The sequence below is a fragment of the Empedobacter sp. UBA3239 genome, from assembly GCF_002362875.1.
In the GTDB taxonomy this organism is placed as follows: Bacteria; Bacteroidota; Bacteroidia; order Flavobacteriales; family Weeksellaceae; genus Empedobacter; species Empedobacter falsenii_B.
The window spans coordinates 1-18,052 of sequence record NZ_DEVJ01000050.1 but is presented as its reverse complement, the minus strand read 5'-3'; the positions used below and the strand labels follow the sequence as shown (position 1 = coordinate 18,052).

The following is an 18,052-nucleotide window of genomic DNA, read 5'->3' as shown; positions in this document are numbered from 1 at the left end:
TTAATACCAAAATCGTACAAAAAGAAAAACAGTACAAATACGAATATATGTACTGTTTAAAATAAAATTTTATTGGTCTAATCCTGTATCATTTTTTCAGGACGTTACAATATTTTCTTCTTTTAAAGAATATAATTCGAAATAATTATTCAATAATAATGATTTGATTAGAATTAGAAGAAACTTTATACAAAAAGTATTTGAGCATATTTTTTATTTCTTCCGTTTCTTTAATCGGAATTAAGATATTGCGAATCTTTTCTAACGTTTTTATTTGATGATGATATTCGTAATAACCATATCCTTTAAATTCTCCATTCTCAACTAAATAAAATGATTTTTCAATTCCTTTTCGTCCTTTATCAATAATCAAAAAAGTTTCGGAAGGATATTCAGTTGTTTTAATAAAACTTTGAATTCGCTCATTATAAACTTCTTTAGATTCCTCTTTTACACAAGCTCCATTGCATTTATTTACTTTATATTGGAAACAAGATTCATCAGATTTAATTCCCGCATTTACTTGTTGACAAAGATTATAATCATGAACGATTTTTTCTAAAACCTCTTTTGCACGTTCTTTAGTTTTAAATTTCAAAACAGGTTGTGTCTTTCTAACTTTCCCTATTTCTAATCTCGAATAACCACGTTTAGACTCCAAATAATACAATCCAAAAGGATAAACTTTATTCTCAACCAACTTTACGTTATACATTGGTTGATTATTCAAGACCTCGTTATTTTCTTTAATTGCAGCAAGAAAACCACTACCGGTTTCTTCGAATTTTATAGAACGAGTATAACGCTTAAGTTTATTTGCTTTTAGAGTTTTTGATGTAAAAATTTGATTAATAGATCGCGCAATATTATTACTTCGACTAATATAAATAAGTTGCTTTCGGCTATTGTATAAATAATAAACCCCGATAGAATTAGGTAAACCTTCAAGAAGTTTCTGATATTTAGAATGTGCTTTTTTAGGTTGTTTTAAACCTGTTTTTTTCGTAATTATTTTCTCCGAATCTTTATCTAACAACAACTTAAACAAAGAAATTGTAGCTCTTGCATCTCCAGAAGCTCTATGTCTGTCTGTCACTAAAATTCCAAGCGATTCGCATAATTTCCCTAAAGAATATGAAGGTAATCCTGGAATTAATTTTTCGCTATATTCGAACGTATCAATCCATTCTTTTTCGTAATTATAACCCAAACGATCGAATTCTTGTTTTAGCATTCTATAATCAAACATTACATTATGTCCAACTAAAATACAATCATCTGTAATCTCAACTATACGTTTTGCTACTTCGTGAAATTTAGGCGCTGTCAGCACCATCTTATCCGAAATATGCGTTAATCTTTGTACATATTGGTCAATCTTTTTTTCAGGATTGACTAATGATATAAACTGATCTACAATTTCTTTTCCATCATATTTATACACTGCAATCTCTATGATTGACTCTTCTCCTACTTTTCCGCCAGTCGCTTCTATATCTAAAATCGCGTACACGTGCTTATTTTTTTCCTTTTAAAAAATTAGTTAACATTTTCATTCCAAAATCCATCAATTTTCGAGTTGCAGTACGACTTACATCACGCACAACAGGATTATCTGTCCAATCTTTTTCCTTAGGAACACTTCTTGTTGAAGTTGCTTTAGCAGCAGGTTTCTCTATATTTTTTTGTTGTTCTAACTTTTTCGATAAAATTTCATTTGCAGATTCACAATCAATATCTGTTGCATATTTAGTCACTAAATCTGAATTTGAGGTAATCGTATCGATTTCATTTGAAGTTAAAATATGCATTCTCGAATTCGGCGCTCGCATATACGTATACGCCAAAGGAGTTGGAATCCCTTTTTCATCTAAAGCCGTCACAAAAGCCTCTCCAATTCCTAATTGAGTGATGACCTCATCCGCTTTATAATAGGTTGTTGTCGGATAATTTTCTATCGCTTTTGTAATTTCTTTACGATCTTTGGCTGTAAAACCTCTTAATGCGTGTTGAACTTTAAGCCCTAATTGACTCAAAACCGTATCAGGAACATCACCAGGAACTTGCGTTACAAAATATAATCCTACACCTTTTGATCGAATTAATTTTACCATTGTTTCAATTTGATTCAATAAAGCTTTTGTAGCTTGCTTAAAAATCAAATGTGCTTCATCAATAAAAATAACCAATTTCGGTTTATCAGAATCTCCAGATTCAGGGAATTGAGAATAAATTTTATTCAATAAACTCAACATAAAAGTTGAAAATAAATTGGGCTGATTTTGAATATCAATCAAACGAATAATATTTACAATTCCTTTTCCGTCTTTCGTTTTCAATAAATCTTGAACATCAAAACTTGGTTCTCCAAAAAACTTTGTTGCTCCTTGTTGTTCTAATGCAACAATTTTACGCAAAATAGTTCCCAAAGACGCTGGCGCAATTGTTCCATAATTCGAATTTAATTCTGATTTTCCTTCATAGGAATCTGTCACATATTGCAAAACACGTCGAATATCCTCCAAATCAATCAAAGGTAAATTACGATCTTGACAATATTTGAATATAATTGAAATAATACTTTCTTGTGTTTCATTCAGTTCTAAAATTTTACTGAATAAAATTGGTCCAAAATCACTTACAGTCGCACGAAGTCTTGCTCCTGGTTCATCAGAAATAGACAAAAATTCGACAGGAGAAGCTTGCGGATCAAAAGGCAAATTAAGCGATTCCATTCTTTCTTGCGCATTTTTATCTTCCGAATTTGCAGCTGCTCCAATCCCTGATAAATCTCCTTTGATATCCATCAATAATGTTGGAACGCCTTTTAAAGAAAGTTGCTCTGCGATAATCTGCAAAGATTTTGTCTTCCCAGTTCCCGTTGCACCACCAATCAACCCGTGACGATTCATTGTTTTTAGCGCAACTGAAATTTCAGCTTCTTCTACAATTTCGCCATCTAATTTGGCTTTGCCTAAAATTATTTTATCGTTTTTAAAAGAATAACGACTTTGTATGTCTTGAATAAAGCTTTCTTTCTGGTTCATTTTGATTGATTATTGAATAAATATAGGAAAAATTTATTCTGAAATTTTATATTTTACAGCTACTGGATAATGATCCGAGAATTTTTTTCGAATAACATGTGCCTCAATAGGTTTAAATAACTTAGAATGAAATAAATAATCAATTCTAATTGGAAATTTAAATCCATGAAAAGTTGTCGCATTTCCTTTTCCAACTTCTATATAAGAGTCGTGAAGATATTTTTTCAACTTCTCATATTCGTAAGAAACTGGAGTCGAATTAAGATCCGTTCCCAAAATAACTGGATGACGCGAAGATGTGATATATGGAATAATCGCTTCTAACTGTTTTTGATGTTTTTGCATTCCTTGCACCAATTTTAACTCAACTTTTCGACTCGAAATTTCAGCAGTTCGCGAATCATCAGACTGAATAATTTCTTTCACCATCGCTTTATCAATGTACATTGGCTCAAGATAAACATTAATCACACGAATCGTATCATTTCCCAAATCGATATCAGCATAAGCGGCAAGTCCATTCAATTCTTCATTATCATCAGGTGTTATTTTTTTTGTTTGAATAATAGGATATTTACTATAAATTGTCAATAAACCATAAAATTCTGAATAATAATTTTTGAATTCTTTATTTTTTAGACTTTTCTGTTGACCTTCATATGCCTCTTGAAGCAACATAATATCAGCTTTATTCTTAATCAAAAGCTCTTTTGTTCCTTCTTCTTTAAAACCATGTACATTATATGTCAATACAGATAAATCAGCTTTTTTGTCTTCAACTTTATTGAATTGTATAATTGGATATGAAAGATAAATTGGGTAAAATAATCCGGCTGAAAGAACCAAAATTAATAAAAAATGTCGCCAGCTAAACAGTAACCAATACAGTAAAAACATTGCTCCGAATGCAAATAATATTGGGAAACCGATCGAAATGAAGTTAAAATATGGAATTTCTGTAGGCGTAAAAATTTTATTTAAATAGACACAATAAGCCACCAACAAAAAAACGATATTAATTGTTAGTACTAAACGATTGAAATAATTTAGTTTAAACTTACTGATTATACTCATTTTACCTACCTTCTCTAAACAGAAAGTCTTTTTCTTCTTTGGACAAACTCTCGTAACCTGAACGAGAAATCTTATCTAAAATTACATCAATTTTCTTTTGTTTTTCAACTTTTTGATGATTAAAATCGTAATCATCTTTCGGAACATTTGATCGCGAAAAAGTTGAAGAAGTATTTTTATATGTTTTGAAAGTTGATTTCTCTTTTTTCTTAAATAACTGCTCTATTTTGAAAATAAAGTTACCTAAAAAATCATTTCCTCTCTCAAATTGTTTCATATAAAGATAACCAAAAATAGCACCTCCCAAATGCGAAATACTTCCGCCCGCATTTTGATTAGCAATAATATTATACACATCGAATGCAATAAATACATAACCAACATACAACAAAGGAAATGAAGTTGGAATCAATAACAAACGAACAGGCATTTTCGGATTATACGAAATCATAGCAAAAAAAACTGCATAAACCGCTGCCGAAGCACCAACTAATAAATGTGAATAATTGAATATATTCTGAAACAATAAAAAGAAAATTCCACCAGCGATTCCTCCAAAAATATAGAATGTAACTAAATTTCGGTTCTGAAATTGTTGCAAAAACATTTGCCCAACGAAATACAACAAAACCATATTCATTATCAAATGAAAAAGATTGCCATGTAACCAAGAATATGTTAGGATTTGCCAAGGTCTGACAATCAAATCATCGAAAGATGACAAAGCAAACAAACCAGTTGTTGTAATCGTAGAATTTACTACCGTTCGAAGAACAAAATCAATAATTAACAATGTGAAAAACACCACAACGTTAATGTAAATCAACTTTGTTGCACTATTTCCTGATGAATATTTTAATTTTAAATCGTCTAAGATATTATTTGCCATTTTTTAATTCCATCTATATAAATTCTTTTTCCAATATCTTGCTAACAAGAAACCAATCAATCCACCTCCTAAATGCGCAAAATGTGCTACATTTCCGATATTTTGATATCCCATATAAAACTCAATTAACACCATAATTGGAATAAAATATTTTGCTTTAATTGGTACTGGAAAAAAGATTAACATTAATTTTTCGTCTGGATATAAAACCGCGAAAGCCAATAACAAACCATAAATAGCACCAGAAGCACCAACCATTGGTGTTACATAATTTGTCAAAAGTTCTGACGCAGCTTGATTATTTTGAATAATTGAATTCGTATGATATCCACCTTGCATATTTAATTTTGCAGCTTCATAAATTTGACTAAAACCTATTCCTTGCGTTTGAACAGCATCTTTTAACTGCTCTATTTGAAAGTAATTAACTGCATTAAACAATATAAAACCGCCTAAACCAGCTAACAAATAAAGCGTCAAGAATTTTTTTGGTCCAAAAGTTTGTTCAACCACAGAACCAAACATCCACAATGCAAACATGTTAAACAAAATATGTGAAAAGTCGGCATGCATAAACATATGCGTCAAAATTTGCCAAAATTTGAAGTTGGGAGATTCTGGATAAAAAGCACCTAAAATCACTCTCAAATCGATTTGTCTAGTCTGCATAAAAACAAATGTTGCAAAAAAGAACAAACCGTTTATAATAAGTAAATTCTTTGTAATCGGTGGAATAGATTGTCTCATCTCTTATTGTAATGTTTTTTTGATATCAGCCGTATTCATCTGCACAAAAATTGGGCGTCCGTATGGCGTATAATTCGGATTTGGTAGTCTTAGCAATTCTTCAACCAAAGTTTGCATTTGTTCAGATTTTAATGAAACTCCTTTTTTAACAGCTGCATTTTTTGCTAAAATTTTTGCAAACGTATTTTCTAATTCAATTGATTCTTGGTATTCCAATTCCTCGATAAAATCCATAAAAACAGACACAACATCCTCTTGTTGCACATCAACAGGAATCGCATTAATCTGTATCGCTTCTTCATCCAACGATATATCAAAACCAAAATTCAACAATTGATGTTCTACATTGATTAATTTCTGACGATCATTTGGCGAAAGTTCCAACTCTATCGGGAAAAGCATTTGTTGTACCAAAGCACTTCCATTATTTGAATGTATAAATTTTTCGAATAATATTTTTTGATGCGCGCGATGTTGATCGATGATTAACAATTCGCCACGATATTCAACAACCAAATATTGATTCATCCATTGAATTACTTCAAAACTATCATGAAAATCTTCAGATTCAAATAATTGATGCGCATGATTATTTTCAATTTCTAACTCAACAGCATCTTTATAAAAATCCATATTCGCACGAATATCAGATGGTTTCGGCGCTCTTGTTTGTTGATGCTCGAAAGGGTTAAAACTAGAATCAACCGTAATTTCTGGCATTTTAATTTCCGTATCTTCTGTCGCTGACGGAATAAAAGCCCAGTTTGGGTCTTGTTCAAAATCCAACGAAGGAATTACATTAAATTGTCCCAGAGCGTGTTTTACAGCAGCTCTAAGAATAGTAAAAATCAATGCTTCATCCTCAAATTTAATTTCTGTTTTAGTTGGATGAATGTTAATATCAATTTTTGACGGATCAATTTCTAAATACAAAAAATAAGAAGGACTATATCCCATTGGCAACAAACTCTCGAAAGCGTCTACGATTGCATTATGCAAATATCCGCTACGAATAAAGCGATTATTCACAAAGAAAAATTGTTCGCCACGCGATTTTTTTGCAGCATCTGGTTTCCCCACAAAACCTTTCACTTTTACAATTTCTGTATCTTCTTCAACGGATATAATTTGTGAACTTAATTTTTTTCCAAAAATTTGAGCAATACGTTGTTTCAGATTTCCGGCTTTCAAATGATAAACCTCTGCATCATTGTGATGTAAAAAGAAACTAATGTTTTCGTGCGCCATCGAAACACGTTGAAACTCATCTTGAATATGACGAAATTCAACTTGATTTGATTTTAAGAAATTACGACGAGCAGGCACATTATAGAAAAGATTTTTTACCGAAATAGACGTTCCAGCTGGACAAACAACAGGATCTTGGTTGCGAACTTCTCCGCCTTCAATCACCAATTGCGAACCAACCTCATCCTCTTCTCGACGCGTTTTCGTTTCTACCTGTGCAACCGCAGCAATCGACGCCAAAGCCTCTCCACGAAAACCTTTTGTATGAATATTATAGATATCCTCTGTCTTTCTGATTTTTGAAGTTGCGTGACGTTCAAAAGCCATTCGAACATCCGTCACACTCATTCCCGAACCATTATCAATCACTTGAATCAAGCTTCTGCCAGCATCTTTTACAATCACCTGAATAGAAGTTGCACCAGAATCCACCGCATTTTCAATCAATTCTTTTATCACAGAAGCTGGTCGTTGTACAACTTCTCCTGCGGCAATTTGATTGGCTACATGATCTGGCAGTAATTGAATAATATCGTTCATCTTTTCGTATAAATTGATTTAATTTTGACTATTTTTTTAATCAAACTTTACAAATATACAAACAAATCTCTCTTTTGACCTTATTCTCTACAAGTGAAACTTATCAACAATTTTTTAAGTTTTAAGTTTTAACTTTTGAATAATAAATTCATAATTTTCAGCAATAAAAAAGGTAAACAAATGCCTCTACCTATTTTTTTATATTTCATTGATATTGTTCTAATTCATCTTTCAAATCTCTAGCAAACTCTTCTAAACTGACAACAAAACCAGTTTTATCTGTAGGAAACACATTTATCAATAAATGATTTTCATCAATATAATCAAAAAGAGTTTCTTCAAAATCATCAAAAGTCAATTCCAATACTTCACAATTTTCCCAACCATCGTTTTTTGTTAATTCAGCAAATTCCTTTGCACACCAAATTGGAAATATTTTTTTATCATTAATTATAGAAATAGCGTAATCACCATCAGGAAAAATCAATGTATAAGCAATTTCCCAATCAGCAATTTTTCGAATAAAATATTGATAACGATCAAAAGGATTTAACTTTAATATATTTTCTATTTCTTTTGGATGCATTAATTCTCTTTCAAAACAGCTTTCATTTCATCAAATTCTTTATCAATCTCTTGATTCGGTTTTTGAGTCATTAACGAAACGACATAAATTGCGATAACCGAAGATAAAAACCCAGGTATCATTTCATACCAATCTTTGTAATCGTGATTTACATAAACCCAAGCTAAGACAACAATTCCTCCTGTTAACATACCTGCTAAAGCTCCTTGCCAAGAAGTTTTTTTCCAAAAAAGAGAGAAAACGATTACTGGTCCAAATGCAGATCCAAATCCTGCCCAAGCATTTCCAACTAAATTTAGAATAGAATCTTTTGGTGTTAATGACAACAACACCGCGATTAATGCTACAATTAAAACCGATAAACGACTTGCTGTTAATAACTGTTTTGGTGTTGCTTTTTTGTTCAAAAATGCTTTGTAAATATCTTCTGTTAACGAACTTGATGTTACTAATAATTGTGAAGAAATTGTACTCATTACAGCTGCTAAAATTGCTGATAATAAAAATCCACCAACTAATGGATGAAACAAAACACGTGAAAAATAAATAAAAATCGTTTCTGCTTCTGTTTTAGACCCATCAAATTTTAACATTGTTGTTTGATCAAATTTCATTAAATATGCGATACCAACTAAACCAACTAAAAGTGCTCCACCTATTGTAAAAATCATCCATATAATTCCAATATCTTTAGCTTTCGCTAAATCTTTCGGGTTTCCAATCGCCATAAAACGTACTAAAATATGGGGCTGACCACAATATCCTAACCCCCAAGCCATCAAGGATAATATACTAATTGTTGTTGTACCTTTAAATAAATCTAAATATTTATCGCCTTTATCATTAATCAACGAAAAGGTTTCACCAACTCCACCAATTTCAGAAATTGCTACAATCGGAACAATAACCAAAGCCAAAACCATAATCGTCCCTTGTACGAAATCAGTTAAACTTACCGCTAAAAAACCACCTAAAAAAGTGTATAATACAACTACAAAACTTGTCATCCAAAGTCCAGTCATATAATCTAATCCAAAAGCAGATTCAAACAATTTGCCTCCAGAAACCATTCCAGCAGAAGTATATAATGTAAAAAATATTAAGATTAATATTGAAGAAACAATTCTTAATAAACGCGATTTATCTTTGAAACGATTTTCAAAAAATACGGGTAATGTAATCGAATTTTGAGCGATTTCTGTATAAATTCGTAATCGCGGTGCGACAAAAATATAGTTCAAAAAACATCCTGTTGTCAATCCAATTGCAATCCAAGCACTCGACAAACCTGTAAAATACATTGCTCCTGGAACGCCCATTAACAACCAACCACTCATATCAGCAGCACCAGCAGAAAGCGCCGTAACAGCTGCTCCCATTTTCCTTCCTCCAATCAAAAAATCTTCGGAATTACTTGTTGACTTTCGGTAGGAGTAAATCCCGATTCCAATCATCAGAGCCATATATGCGCCAATAGAAATGTATTCGTAAATGTTCATGTGTTTTAATTTTTATCGAAAATATAATTTTTCGTCCACAAAAAATGTACGAACTTTAAATTTCTAAACAAGAATCATGAATTTTCAACAAAATAATCTAAAATCAGCGACAAGTCCGTATTTGAAACAACACGAAAATAATCCTGTTTGGTGGCAAAGTTGGAGTGACGAAGTTTTGATTCATGCAAAAAAAGTCAACAAACCTTTGCTTATTTCAATTGGATATTCAGCTTGTCATTGGTGTCACGTGATGGAACATCAATCTTTTGAAAACAAAGAAGTTGCAAAGGTAATGAATGATAATTTTGTTTGTATTAAAATTGATCGTGAAGAACGCCCTGATTTAGATGCTTTGTACATGAATGTTTCGCAAATAATTCATCAATCTGGTGGTTGGCCGCTGAATATTTTTGCCTTGCCTGATGGTCGTCCTTTTTATGGCGGAACTTATTTTCCGAAAGCTCAATGGATTGAACTCTTAGAAAACATCAATCATTTGTATCATCACAATCAAGCTAAAACAATGGAATACGTCAACTCTATTGCTGATGGTTTGAATAAAATGGAGACGATCGAATTGAAATCATCTTCAACTTTTTCAACAAATAAAATTGATGAAACATTTGAGTTTTGGCAACAACAATTTGATGATGAATGGGGAGGTTTTAATCGTGCACCAAAATTTATGTTACCAAATGCCTGGGAAACCATTTTGCGATATGGTACACAAACAAAAAATGAAAACTGTTTGATTCAAACAAAAATAACATTGGATAGAATGGCTTTTGGTGGAATTTACGATCAACTAAAAGGTGGTTTTTCGCGCTATTCAGTTGATCCGTATTGGAAAGTTCCTCATTTCGAAAAAATGCTTTACGATAATGGGCAATTACTTTCGCTTTATTCGAATGCATATAAAGTTTTTGGAGAAGAAGAATATAAAACAGTTGTCGAAGAAACAATTAATTGGTTGAAAGATGAAATGCTTTCGCCTGAAAGTGTTTTTTATTCTGCTATTGATGCTGATTCTGAAAGTGAAGAAGGAAAATATTATGTTTGGAAATCGGATGAATTGAAAACAATTTTGAAAAATGATTTTGACTTATTTCAGCAATATTACAATGTTAATGAATTTGGAGAATGGGAACATGGTAATAATATTTTAATGCGATTGACAGAAGACGAAGATTTTGCTACGAAGCAAAATATTAAAACAACAGAACTTCAAACCAAAATTTCTCAATGGAAAAAAATTCTTAATCCAATTCGTGAACAGCGCATAAAACCTTATCGCGACGAAAAAGTTTTAACTTCTTGGAATGCTTTAACCATAAAAGGTTTTTGTGATGCGTTTATCACTTTTGAAAATAATGAATATCTTGATTTAGCAAAAAATGCAACCAATTTTATTTTAGAAAATCAATGGAATGGTGAAATTTTATTCAGAAATTATAAAGATAACCAAACTACAATTCCCGGATTTTTGGATGATTATGCCTTAATGATTGAAGCGTTAATTAAGCTTTATGAAGTCACTTCGGAAATGCATTATTTAGAAACTGCTCAAACCTTAACAGAAGAAGTTTTTAATCAATTTTATAATCACAAGAATAAAATGTTTGCGTACAAATCGCATTATGACACGCCTTTGGTTAATGAAACATTTGAAATTTATGACAATGTTATTTCATCTTCAAATTCGGTAATGGCAAATAATTTGTTCAAATTAGGGAAGATTCTCAATCAAGAAAAATACATTGAACAAGCGAAACAAATGTTAACCAATATCGAAGAAAAAATTCACGATTATCCAACTGGTTTTGCAAATTGGATTCAATTATATCTAAATTTCGCTTATTCGTTCAAAGAAATTGTAATCGTTGGCGAAAATGCATTAAAATTCTCGAAACAAATTCAACAATGTTATGTTCCGAATGCAATTTTTGTTGCTTCAAAAACCGAGAATTTAGAAATCACTCAAAACCGATTCATCGAAAATAAAACATCCATTCATATTTGCGAAAATTATACGTGTCAATTACCCGTTTATTCGGTTGAAGAGGCTTATAAAAACATTTAGATAATGAGATTATTTTATACTTTTTTCCTAACTCTGTTTACAATTTTTTCTAATGCTCAAGAATTAGATTGTGATGATTTTGAATTTAATATCTCAAGTGATTTTTACACTAAAATTGAACTTGTAAATAATAAAGCGTTTAATTCTTTATTAAAAGATAGCATCTCATTAACCAGAAATACAAATAAGAATATTGATTCAATTCAGAAAGAATTTGATAAACTTTATAAAAATAAAATAACGAATAATTGCATTAATTCTAAAATCAATAATGAACAAGATAAAAGTATTATTGATTTCAATCAGTGTAACAAGAAACAAAAAATCGAATTAGTTGATAAAATCAATCATTTATACATTTTCAATTTAAAAGCATTTGAAATTAATAATTATCTACTATTTAACACTTTAAACAATACAATTTATGTAATAGATGATTATCCAATAATTTCAGATAATGGAAATACTATTTTTACTTTAAAGTTTCACACTCCAAATTCTCATGGCGCAAATGTCTATAAATTTGAACGAGATAAATTAAATAAATTTGTAATTAATTTTTCTGGATTTTATAATCTAAAAAGTTATCATATCACTAAAAATCGGAATAACCAATTAAAAATTTTAATAAACTTGATAAAATACGAATCTATCCAGAAAGAAAATACATGGACTAATAATGAAGATAAATTTTGTTCTAAATTTATTGTTATATCTCCTTAACAAAATTACATTATGGAAAAAACACGTTGCGCTTGGGTAAATAAAGACCAAGATTACATCGATTATCACGATAACGAATGGGGAAAACCTGTAAAAGATGATAAAATTTTATTCGAATTTTTGATTCTCGAATCTTTTCAAGCAGGATTAAGTTGGTTCACAATTCTTAAAAAGAGAGAAAATTTTAGAAAAGCTTTTGCTGATTTTAATGTAGAGAAAGTAGCCAAATTTGATGAAACTAAAATTGATGAATTGGTACAAAATGAAGGAATTATTCGTCATCGAGGAAAAATTTCGGCAGCAATTAATAATGCAAAATTATTTATAGAAATTCAAAAAGAATTTGGTTCTTTTTCAGATTTTATCTGGAAATATGTTGATGGAAAACCGATTATCAATAATTGGAATTCGATAAAAGAAGTTCCTGCAACAACCGAAATTTCGGATCAAATTGCAAAAGATTTGAAAAAACGTGGCTTCAAATTCTTTGGTTCAACCACTATTTATGCGCATATGCAGGCGACCGGAATGGTAAATGACCATACAACAGATTGTTTTTGTAAATAACAACTCAATAAAATCATCTGAAATGTGCATCTTTGCGCAAACTTAGAAAAATGAAAATCGAACTAAAACATTGGATCATCCTTGGCGTTTTGGCGCTAACTTGGGGAAGCTCGTTTATTCTCATCAAGCAAGGATTGGTCGCATACACACCATATCAAGTTGGAGCATTACGACTAACAATTGCAGGAGGAGTTTTGGCAATTTGGGGAATTCCAAGTCTATTTAAGATTCCGAAAAACAAATTAAAATACGTTGCATTGGCTGGTTTCTGCGGAAATTTCATTCCAATGTTTTTATTTCCAATGGCGCAAACACACGTTTCTAGTTCAACGGCTGGAATTTTAGATTCTTTAGTTCCATTATTTATTTTACTATTTGGAGCCTTATTTTTCAATATCAAAGGAACTAAAAATCAAGTTTTGGGAGCTATAATCGGATTTATTGGAGCTGTTTTATTAATTGGTGGCGATGGTTTTTCTGGCGAAAATAGTCTTTTACATTGTTTATTAATTGTATTAGCAACCGCACTTTATGGAATGAATAGTTTAATCTTAACACGCTATTTAAACGACGTTCCATCATTTCAATTATCCTCGGCTTTATTCACAATTTGGTTATTACCTTCAATTTTCATTTTAATTATTTCAGGATTTTTTGATGTATTCGAAGGAACTGAACAACAATTAAAAAGCTTAGGTTTTGTTGCTATTTTAGGACTTTTAGGAACTGCTTTAGCGATGATACTATTCTACCGATTGATACAATCTACAGGTTCGATGTTTGCCTCAATGGTGACTTATTTAATGCCCGTAGTTTCTGTTTTTTGGGGATTTTTGGTTGGAGAAAAAATAATGTGGATCCATTTATTTGGATTCGGAATGATTTTATCAGGCGTTTATTTAACACAGAAAAAAGAAAAAAAAGTTGAAGTAATTTAGATTAAACATTACTTCAACAATAACTAAAAATCTCGTAAACCATTTGGTTTACGAGATTTTTTATTTTATATATTTTTTCAAATCTTTTGCTAATTCTTTTGTAAAAGCATCCGCACCTTTGTAATTCATGTGCGTTGTGTTATAAAAGTATTTTTGATTAAAACTAATCGAATCAGTCGAATAATCTAATAACGGAAGATGATGCTTTTGTAATGTTGTTTGATAACGATTAATCACTTCTTCTCGATTCAACATGTAATCTTGACCTTTATAAAATTCGGGCGAAATTGTAAAAATTAACTGAATATTTTCTTGTTCACATTTTGCAATTAATTCTTCTAACAAAGCATAATCTGAAAAGTCAAAATCAGAGTTTTTCTTTTTCATTTCCCCCCAATCAACATTCCATTTTCGGTTATATGATTTGAAACCATCATCACGAAAAAGTCCGTCTTTATGCAGTTTTTCTTTCTTCGCCCTTGCAATTTGATCTTTCCAATACATTTGATCTCTGTAACGATAAAGCGGCACTATAAAATCGACCAATTTTGTGTTTTTATATTCGTTTAATGTACCATAAAGTTTAAAATTCCACAACATAAAAGGTGCATATTGATTTGGCTGAAAAACTTCATCAATGTGTGAAAACGAAAAAGTATCTAAATTCCAAACAACTATTTTTGGTTTTGGATTATGATTCAAATACAAATTGAAACGATACAATTGCATTTTGAATTTACTTCCGTTTAATCCAAAATTATGCGTGGTCAGTTTTAAATCTTGTTCTAAAATATTCGGATTAATTTGAATAAATGCTCGAGAAGAACCAAAAATAGCCAATTCAACATTCGTTTTTCCTTCTCTTATTTGATTCCATTCTTGCACTTCTCCGCTAAACAAAGCCATTTTTTTGAGTTGATTCGAATAATAGACATCAACCAAAACTAATACAATGAAAGCTGAAAATAGTGTAATGAAAAAGTATTTTAAGAATTTCATTTTCTCAACATTTCGATATGTGGGATATCGTCTTCTAAATATTCTTCCGAAACTTGTTCAAAACCAAACGATGAATAAAACTCTTTCAAATAAGATTGAGCAGAAATTCTAATTTCAGATGTTTTAAATTGATTTTCGATGACTTGAACCGAATTTTTCATCAATTGTTTTCCTAATCCATAACGACGAAACTTTTGATTCGAAATTACACGACCAATTGAAGGTTCATTTTCATACGAAATTCCTTTTGGTACAATTCGAGAATACGCTGCAACCTCATCTCCAATTGTTGCCCAAAGATGTCCACAAACCAAATCCTTATCATCGCAATCTTGGTAAATACATTCTTGTTCAATCACAAAAACTTCGTTGCGCAATTGCACTATTTTATATAGCTCTTTCGATGTTAAATCATCAAAAAATTTGTAATGCCAAATAACCTCTCCCATCTAATCTAATTTTGAGTATTTTGCAATAATATTTTCGAACATTTTTTGAGGTAAAATATTTTTCAAGGTTACAGAAAATTTCTGCATCGATTTTCCAATATAATAATGTGGTTTCAAATTCTTCTGAGCCAAAATATTTTCGATAATCGGAATCAAATCTTCTGTTGGTGTACCATCTTGCACTTCGTGATCGATATCGGCAACCATTGCATCGTATCTTTTTTGATAAAATTTTGAAACAAAAGTTTTCACACGACCTTCTGCAATATTAGTTTTGATATCTCCAAAATTCAACGTAGCAATTTCTACTCCTGTATGTCGATTTTCTAATCGTGCAGATTCTATCAAACGATCTATCATCGATTTTGAAGCAGAATAATATCCTCTAAATGGCAAACCATTGTTACTTGCAATAGACGAAACATTCAGAATGTAACCATTTTTCTGAAAACGCATCTTAGGCAAAACCTCTTGCATCGTATAAATTGGTCCATACACATTAACATCCAACAATTTCTCGATATCAGTTTTAGTTGCATCTTCCACAGCACCTAACATTCCAATTCCTGCATTGTTAATCAATACATCAATTTTATCATTAGTTTCAGAAAAAATTTGTTGAAAACTACGTTGTACATTTTCTTTATCAGATACATCTGTTGCAATATGCTTAAATCGTTCTTCTCCTTTAGCCGTTCTTGACAATCCGTAAACTTGATGTCCTTTATCGTGAAAATAGTTAGCCAAAGTCAAGCCAACACCTGAAGATGAACCTGTAATTACAATAACTTTTGATTGCATGATTCGATTAATTTATCCGCAAAACTACATAATATCAGACAAATATTGGTAGATAAATAATTTTTTCAAAGATTAAACGAAGAATCTATAAATTTGTGCTATAATTTTCAAAAGAATTTAATTGAATCCGAAAACAAAAAAATACATCATAACAGCAATCAAATTAACCATTAGTATTGCTTTAATCTATTATATATTTTTTGTCAAACTGCATATCTTTGATATTTTCAGTCACTACAAAAATGCCAATTGGTTTTATATTATCATCGCAGTAATCTTGTATGTTATTTCTCAAGCTTTATCTGTTTTCCGATTAGATTATTATTTCCGAGACATTAACCTCGATTTATCATACAAATCAAATGCACGTTTGTATTTCTTAGGAATGTTTTACAACACTTTTGTTCCAGGTGGAATTGGTGGTGATGCATATAAAGTTTATGTGTTGAATAAAAACTATAAAATCAGTCTGAAAGAAATTTCTCAAGCTGTTTTTCTTGACAAAATTATTGGACTTGGTGCCATGTTGTTAATCATCATCTTCCTAATATTTTTCTCAAATCTTACTGATTATCCTTGGATACAATATGGTTCATTAACCCTTTCTTTGGTTGGTTTTATAGCTGTTCCATTTATTTTAGGAATGATTTTCCCTATTCATAAAAAAACTTTCTATAACTCGATGATTTATTCGATTGTATTACAATTGATACAAGTTGGGATGTTGTATTTCGTTTTAGAAGGGTTAAATATTCATCCAGAAAATTTCAGTATTTATTTATTAATCTTTTTGGTTTCTGGGATATTGTCAATTATATCATTTAGTGGTTTTGGAATTAGAGAAGCAGTATTTATGTATGCAGCACATCGATTCAATTTTGACGAAACTTTAGCCACTAGTGCGGCTTTTATTTTCTCTATCATTACCATTTCTATCTCATTTATCGGAATAATATACCTCTTCAAAGGGGTGAAAATTGAAGAGAAAAAGAAAAAGACAAAAATTTCTTTTTAAAATCTAAAAAATTATTTATTTGAAATGAAAAGAGTTAAGGTTTGTATGTGAATTTTATTTTAATTTTTTCATTTTAACTATTTGGATTATTCAAAAACAGCCCTATATTTGCAATCCAATTACGAAGGTCTCTTAGCTCAGTTGGTTCAGAGCACCTGCCTTACAAGCAGGGGGTCACTGGTTCGAATCCAGTAGGGACCACACAAAGACAATAGAAAGTCTTTTAAATAAAATTATAAAAAGGTCTCTTAGCTCAGTTGGTTCAGAGCACCTGCCTTACAAGCAGGGGGTCACTGGTTCGAATCCAGTAGGGACCACATAAAGACAATAGAAAGTCTTTTAAATAAAACTCTAAAAAGGTCTCTTAGCTCAGTTGGTTCAGAGCACCTGCCTTACAAGCAGGGGGTCACTGGTTCGAATCCAGTAGGGACCACATAAAGACAATAGAAAGTCTTTTAAATAAAATTCTAAACAAGGTCTCTTAGCTCAGTTGGTTCAGAGCACCTGCCTTACAAGCAGGGGGTCACTGGTTCGAATCCAGTAGGGACCACATAAAGACAATAGGAAGTCTCTTAAATAAAATTCTAAACAAGGTCTCTTAGCTCAGTTGGTTCAGAGCACCTGCCTTACAAGCAGGGGGTCACTGGTTCGAATCCAGTAGGGACCACAACAAAAAACTCCTTATCAGAATTGATAAGGAGTTTTTTGTTTATTATTTTTTTGTAATTTTATATAAATCAATTCTTATGAAAATTACAAAACTAGTATTACCATTATTTCTTTTACTTTCATGTTTCACTTTCTCCCAACAAAAAAAAGAAAACAACTTTACGGATCAGTATCAAAAGTT

16 protein-coding genes and 5 tRNA genes are annotated in these 18,052 nt (G+C 31.0%); 10 read left to right on the top strand and 11 right to left on the bottom strand.

Going from position 1 to position 18,052, the window contains the following annotated elements; genetic code table 11:
• Window positions 1-145 precede the first annotated feature (145 nt).
• The 8 genes from B4G36_RS07265 to putP form a co-directional block, all read right to left on the bottom strand.
• Window positions 146-1,513: an exonuclease domain-containing protein gene (locus B4G36_RS07265; protein WP_291063024.1), complete on the bottom strand. Its 1,368-nt coding sequence runs from the start codon at window positions 1,511-1,513 to the stop codon at window positions 146-148.
• Window positions 1,514-1,517: 4 nt separating this feature from the next.
• Window positions 1,518-3,047: a helicase HerA-like domain-containing protein gene (locus B4G36_RS07260; RefSeq protein WP_291063022.1), complete on the bottom strand. Its 1,530-nt coding sequence runs from the start codon at window positions 3,045-3,047 to the stop codon at window positions 1,518-1,520.
• A gap of 33 nt (window positions 3,048-3,080) precedes the next feature.
• Window positions 3,081-4,121 (bottom strand): endonuclease/exonuclease/phosphatase family protein, encoded by a 1,041-nt coding sequence (locus B4G36_RS07255; protein WP_291051549.1) that lies wholly within the window; start codon window positions 4,119-4,121, stop codon window positions 3,081-3,083.
• 1 nt (window position 4,122) lies between these two features.
• Window positions 4,123-5,010 carry a rhomboid family intramembrane serine protease gene (locus tag B4G36_RS07250; RefSeq protein WP_291063020.1) on the bottom strand — a complete coding sequence of 296 codons (888 nt, stop codon included), beginning with the start codon at window positions 5,008-5,010 and terminating at the stop codon, window positions 4,123-4,125.
• 3 nt (window positions 5,011-5,013) lie between these two features.
• Window positions 5,014-5,679, bottom strand: coding sequence for a rhomboid family intramembrane serine protease (locus tag B4G36_RS07245; protein WP_291051543.1), 666 nt, complete (start codon window positions 5,677-5,679; stop codon window positions 5,014-5,016).
• 81 nt (window positions 5,680-5,760) lie between these two features.
• Window positions 5,761-7,545 carry a DNA mismatch repair endonuclease MutL gene (gene mutL, locus B4G36_RS07240; protein ID WP_291051540.1) on the bottom strand — a complete coding sequence of 595 codons (1,785 nt, stop codon included), beginning with the start codon at window positions 7,543-7,545 and terminating at the stop codon, window positions 5,761-5,763.
• A gap of 205 nt (window positions 7,546-7,750) precedes the next feature.
• Window positions 7,751-8,131 carry a DUF2750 domain-containing protein gene (locus B4G36_RS07235; RefSeq protein WP_291051537.1) on the bottom strand — a complete coding sequence of 127 codons (381 nt, stop codon included), beginning with the start codon at window positions 8,129-8,131 and terminating at the stop codon, window positions 7,751-7,753.
• Window positions 8,131-9,630 carry a sodium/proline symporter PutP gene (gene putP, locus B4G36_RS07230; protein ID WP_291063018.1) on the bottom strand — a complete coding sequence of 500 codons (1,500 nt, stop codon included), beginning with the start codon at window positions 9,628-9,630 and terminating at the stop codon, window positions 8,131-8,133. The genes B4G36_RS07235 and putP overlap by 1 nt, the downstream gene beginning before the upstream one ends.
• A 76-nt stretch (window positions 9,631-9,706) precedes the next feature.
• On the opposite strand from putP, the gene B4G36_RS07225 reads away from it, so the two are divergent.
• Genes B4G36_RS07225 through B4G36_RS07210 form a run of 4 tightly spaced genes read left to right on the top strand, consistent with a single transcriptional unit; the run spans window position 9,707 to window position 13,938 of the window.
• Window positions 9,707-11,710 carry a thioredoxin domain-containing protein gene (locus B4G36_RS07225; RefSeq protein ID WP_291063016.1) on the top strand — a complete coding sequence of 668 codons (2,004 nt, stop codon included), beginning with the start codon at window positions 9,707-9,709 and terminating at the stop codon, window positions 11,708-11,710.
• Window positions 11,711-11,713: 3 nt separating this feature from the next.
• Complete coding sequence (locus tag B4G36_RS07220; protein ID WP_291063014.1) at window positions 11,714-12,433, top strand: hypothetical protein; 720 nt, start codon at window positions 11,714-11,716, stop codon at window positions 12,431-12,433.
• A 12-nt stretch (window positions 12,434-12,445) separates the two neighbouring features.
• The gene (locus B4G36_RS07215) at window positions 12,446-13,000 is read left to right on the top strand and encodes a DNA-3-methyladenine glycosylase I (RefSeq protein WP_291063012.1); all 555 of its coding nucleotides are present in this window, start codon (window positions 12,446-12,448) and stop codon (window positions 12,998-13,000) included.
• Between the two features lie 50 nt (window positions 13,001-13,050).
• Entirely contained in the window at window positions 13,051-13,938 is an 888-nt protein-coding gene (locus B4G36_RS07210; RefSeq protein WP_115001523.1) for a DMT family transporter, read from the top strand.
• Window positions 13,939-13,998: 60 nt separating this feature from the next.
• Here the strand turns inward: B4G36_RS07210 and B4G36_RS07205 are convergent, their stop codons facing one another.
• Genes B4G36_RS07205 through B4G36_RS07195 form a run of 3 tightly spaced genes read right to left on the bottom strand, consistent with a single transcriptional unit; the run spans window position 13,999 to window position 16,187 of the window.
• On the bottom strand, window positions 13,999-14,937 hold the full coding sequence (locus B4G36_RS07205; RefSeq protein ID WP_291063010.1) for a hypothetical protein: 939 nt from the start codon (window positions 14,935-14,937) through the stop codon (window positions 13,999-14,001).
• Window positions 14,934-15,386, bottom strand: a complete 453-nt coding sequence (locus B4G36_RS07200; RefSeq protein WP_188319078.1) for a GNAT family N-acetyltransferase — start codon at window positions 15,384-15,386, stop codon at window positions 14,934-14,936. Before B4G36_RS07200 ends, B4G36_RS07205 begins: the two co-directional genes overlap by 4 nt.
• The gene (locus B4G36_RS07195; protein ID WP_291063007.1) at window positions 15,387-16,187 is read right to left on the bottom strand and encodes an SDR family NAD(P)-dependent oxidoreductase; all 801 of its coding nucleotides are present in this window, start codon (window positions 16,185-16,187) and stop codon (window positions 15,387-15,389) included.
• A 121-nt stretch (window positions 16,188-16,308) separates the two neighbouring features.
• Between B4G36_RS07195 and B4G36_RS07190 the strand changes: the two genes are divergently transcribed.
• The 6 genes from B4G36_RS07190 to B4G36_RS07165 all read left to right on the top strand — a co-directional run bounded on the left by B4G36_RS07190 (window position 16,309) and on the right by B4G36_RS07165 (window position 17,869).
• On the top strand, window positions 16,309-17,202 hold the full coding sequence (locus B4G36_RS07190; protein WP_291063005.1) for a lysylphosphatidylglycerol synthase transmembrane domain-containing protein: 894 nt from the start codon (window positions 16,309-16,311) through the stop codon (window positions 17,200-17,202).
• A 126-nt stretch (window positions 17,203-17,328) separates the two neighbouring features.
• Window positions 17,329-17,403: transfer RNA gene (locus tag B4G36_RS07185), tRNA-Val, on the top strand.
• A 41-nt stretch (window positions 17,404-17,444) separates the two neighbouring features.
• Window positions 17,445-17,519 (top strand) — tRNA-Val (locus B4G36_RS07180).
• Between the two features lie 41 nt (window positions 17,520-17,560).
• Window positions 17,561-17,635: transfer RNA gene (locus B4G36_RS07175), tRNA-Val, on the top strand.
• A gap of 42 nt (window positions 17,636-17,677) precedes the next feature.
• Window positions 17,678-17,752 (top strand) — tRNA-Val (locus tag B4G36_RS07170).
• Window positions 17,753-17,794: 42 nt separating this feature from the next.
• Window positions 17,795-17,869, top strand: a tRNA-Val gene (locus tag B4G36_RS07165).
• Window positions 17,870-18,052: the final 183 nt, after the last annotated feature.

Bases quoted from the DNA above. Each gene is read 5' to 3' on its own strand.
- B4G36_RS07210 (WP_115001523.1), top strand. From the start codon at position 13,051: ATGAAAATCGAACTAAAACATTGGATCATCCTTGGCGTTTTGGCGCTA.
- B4G36_RS07255 (WP_291051549.1), bottom strand. From the start codon at position 4,121: ATGAGTATAATCAGTAAGTTTAAACTAAATTATTTCAATCGTTTAGTA.
- B4G36_RS07215 (WP_291063012.1), top strand. From the start codon at position 12,446: ATGGAAAAAACACGTTGCGCTTGGGTAAATAAAGACCAAGATTACATC.
- B4G36_RS07245 (WP_291051543.1), bottom strand. From the start codon at position 5,679: ATGCAGACTAGACAAATCGATTTGAGAGTGATTTTAGGTGCTTTTTAT.
- B4G36_RS07250 (WP_291063020.1), bottom strand. From the start codon at position 5,010: ATGGCAAATAATATCTTAGACGATTTAAAATTAAAATATTCATCAGGA.
- mutL (WP_291051540.1), bottom strand. From the start codon at position 7,545: ATGAACGATATTATTCAATTACTGCCAGATCATGTAGCCAATCAAATT.
- putP (WP_291063018.1), bottom strand. From the start codon at position 9,630: ATGAACATTTACGAATACATTTCTATTGGCGCATATATGGCTCTGATG.
- B4G36_RS07205 (WP_291063010.1), bottom strand. From the start codon at position 14,937: ATGAAATTCTTAAAATACTTTTTCATTACACTATTTTCAGCTTTCATT.
- B4G36_RS07235 (WP_291051537.1), bottom strand. From the start codon at position 8,131: ATGCATCCAAAAGAAATAGAAAATATATTAAAGTTAAATCCTTTTGAT.
- B4G36_RS07195 (WP_291063007.1), bottom strand. From the start codon at position 16,187: ATGCAATCAAAAGTTATTGTAATTACAGGTTCATCTTCAGGTGTTGGC.
- B4G36_RS07220 (WP_291063014.1), top strand. From the start codon at position 11,714: ATGAGATTATTTTATACTTTTTTCCTAACTCTGTTTACAATTTTTTCT.
- B4G36_RS07260 (WP_291063022.1), bottom strand. From the start codon at position 3,047: ATGAACCAGAAAGAAAGCTTTATTCAAGACATACAAAGTCGTTATTCT.
- B4G36_RS07200 (WP_188319078.1), bottom strand. From the start codon at position 15,386: ATGGGAGAGGTTATTTGGCATTACAAATTTTTTGATGATTTAACATCG.
- B4G36_RS07225 (WP_291063016.1), top strand. From the start codon at position 9,707: ATGAATTTTCAACAAAATAATCTAAAATCAGCGACAAGTCCGTATTTG.